Genomic DNA, 2,251 nt, shown 5'->3' on the forward strand with positions numbered 1-2,251 from the left:
GTTTTGATGATTAAAGGGATTTTTGAAACACATATTAATGTAAGTAATTATAAAATATCCGCTGAATTCTATGAAAAATTATTTAATATTATTCCTTTGTATGAAGACTCTAATCGAAAATCTAAATTTTACTGGATCGGAAAACCTGGAGAAGCTATGTTTGGCATTAGAGAAAATTATCCTTCACCGGAGGTTCAGCGTCAACATTTCGCTTTTAGAGTAGATGTGAAAGATATTATTAAGGCGAGAAATTATTTAAATGAATTAGGAATTGAATCTGCAAATTTCTTAGGTGGAAATTCCGAAGAATTAATGGTATTCCCTTTTATGCCTGCTGTGTCGATTTATTTTACAGATCCAGATGGTCACTCAGTTGAGTTTATTTCTATGTTAGAGGATAAACCAAGACCGGAACTTGAAATTATGTCCTGGAAAGAGTGGGAATTTATACACGGAAGATAATTATAAATTACAATAAAGAAGGGAATAAACATAATGATACAAAATATATACGAAACACATTTACATGTAAGAAATTTAGAAAAGGCGATAGATTTCTATCAAAACAAGCTAGGATTAGCATTAGCAAGAAAACTACCCAAAAGAAGAGTAGCCTTCTTTTGGGTAGGAGAAAATAAAAAACAAATGCTTGGACTATGGGAAGTACATAATATTAAAGACTTTTTGAAGAAACACTTTGCTTTTGGTGTAGATTTAGAGTTTTTAAAGACTTCTAAATTATGGTTAGAGGAGCGTGGAATAGAAGTGGTAGGAAGTCAGGGGAAAGGAAATCAAGAGCCAATTGTCCAAAGATGGATGCCGGCTGCAAGTGTATACTTTCTGGATTGTGATGGAAATAAATTAGAGTTTATTTCTATGTTACATGATGATCCAAATGAATTAGAATATGCATCCTATTTAAGTGAATGGGATGCGGAGCACCAAGAAAAATAAATGAAATTGTATCTATAAACCGAAAAAAAGTGAAGCAAACGTCAAGTAACTCCAAAATCAACTTTTATTGTATATTTTGGAGTTACTTGACGCTTACACAGAAAGCACCTTTTTAGTCTATAAATATTTTATAATGAGTGAAGTTTATTTAGAAAACACTAAACTACACTGTTTAATTCGGTTGTCGAATCTTTCACAATATTTCTCTTATAAATAATAGCTCATAATAATAAGTGCGCCTTTTTTTCCTATTTTTCGTACATCTTCATCAATAAAACCACATTTTTTATATAATAATTGTGCAGTAATGTTTTTCACATTTACCGCTAATACAATTTCATTAATATGTGGATATTCTTTGCGTACAAAGTCAGGTAGTAACAATAATGATTGTTTGGTATGCCCCTTTCCTTGATAATAATAATCCGTTGAAAGAGCTCGTAATAACATAGCTTTTGGATTTTTAGATTATGGATTTATGCCTGCATTTTCATGAAGCTCAAAAAATGTTATAAGCTCATTATTTGCAAGAAATAATATAGAATGTATGTCAGTATCGCCTTCTGATAATTCTACACATTTCTTTGGTGTACCTGTAAATTGTAACTGTTGCTCAGATAATTCATAGCTTTCTACTTGTTTTTTAAATCGTTCTTCATATTCAAATAATTCCATAATGTCCTCCCATTAATTCTCCCCGTTTGTTGAATAACTCTACCCAAAATATTATACCTTTATATGGAAAAAGCCGATACCCTCGTATTTGAGAATATCGACTTTCATTTTTATATAACTTTATAATATAAAAAAGACCTTTATTTCAATTAAACAGCTTCGTTGCTATAAAAGACAAAAAATTTCGTTCTGGGGGTATTTTGTTTTGTTAGCTTGATAGGCATGGGGTAGCACCACACATCCATCAACTTAAGAAAACAGATTCACCCCAAAACGAAAAAATGAGCTTAATTCTCAAATATAACTGTCGAGAGGTAAAATTTTTGTTTTGGTGGTGCTTCAAAATATTAGCTTGATAGCGATGGGACTGACCCACTAATACTATATTTTAATAATGACTCTTTTCATGAAACAAAACTCAGTTATTAGTCTAAACTATTTTTTAGATTTAACAATAACAAGTGTGCTTCTTTACCTTTCAGATAGTCTCTATTATTCTAATTTCTTCATTTCTTTCAGCCGTTCTATATCCTTTTCTGAAGCGTTTTCTATTTTATACAGTTCATAGCTACCCTTTATCTCATCTATCACTACAAATTCAACTTCATTCCGAACATAGCTT

General features: G+C 31.0%; 4 protein-coding genes. 2 read left to right on the top strand and 2 right to left on the bottom strand.

Translation table 11 applies throughout. The features are described from left to right. Together ABWK52_RS05580 and ABWK52_RS05585 are read left to right on the top strand one after the other, a co-directional pair. Positions 1 to 462, top strand: a 462-nt coding sequence (locus tag ABWK52_RS05580; protein ID WP_353771889.1) for a VOC family protein, incomplete at its 5' end; no start/stop codon positions are given. A gap of 33 nt (positions 463 to 495) precedes the next feature. Next, entirely contained in the window at positions 496 to 954 is a 459-nt protein-coding gene (locus tag ABWK52_RS05585) for a VOC family protein (protein ID WP_098541842.1), read from the top strand. Between the two features lie 207 nt (positions 955 to 1,161). Here the strand turns inward: ABWK52_RS05585 and ABWK52_RS05590 are convergent, their stop codons facing one another. Together ABWK52_RS05590 and ABWK52_RS05595 are read right to left on the bottom strand one after the other, a co-directional pair. Beyond that, on the bottom strand, positions 1,162 to 1,404 hold the full coding sequence (locus tag ABWK52_RS05590; protein WP_353771890.1) for a GNAT family N-acetyltransferase: 243 nt from the start codon (positions 1,402 to 1,404) through the stop codon (positions 1,162 to 1,164). A gap of 18 nt (positions 1,405 to 1,422) precedes the next feature. Beyond that, positions 1,423 to 1,629, bottom strand: coding sequence for a hypothetical protein (locus ABWK52_RS05595; RefSeq protein ID WP_353771891.1), 207 nt, complete (start codon positions 1,627 to 1,629; stop codon positions 1,423 to 1,425). Positions 1,630 to 2,251 lie beyond the last annotated feature (622 nt).

Origin of the sequence: Bacillus sp. AP50 (assembly GCF_040492675.1) — a bacterium.
GTDB classification, from domain to species: Bacteria; Bacillota; Bacilli; order Bacillales; family Bacillaceae_G; genus Bacillus_A; species Bacillus_A cereus.

What these genes read in the sequence shown, in the direction of transcription:
- ABWK52_RS05585 (WP_098541842.1), top strand. Translation starts at nt 496, where the DNA reads ATGATACAAAATATATACGAAACACATTTACATGTAAGAAATTTAGAA.
- ABWK52_RS05590 (WP_353771890.1), bottom strand. Translation starts at nt 1,404, where the DNA reads ATGTTATTACGAGCTCTTTCAACGGATTATTATTATCAAGGAAAGGGG.
- ABWK52_RS05595 (WP_353771891.1), bottom strand. Translation starts at nt 1,629, where the DNA reads ATGGAATTATTTGAATATGAAGAACGATTTAAAAAACAAGTAGAAAGC.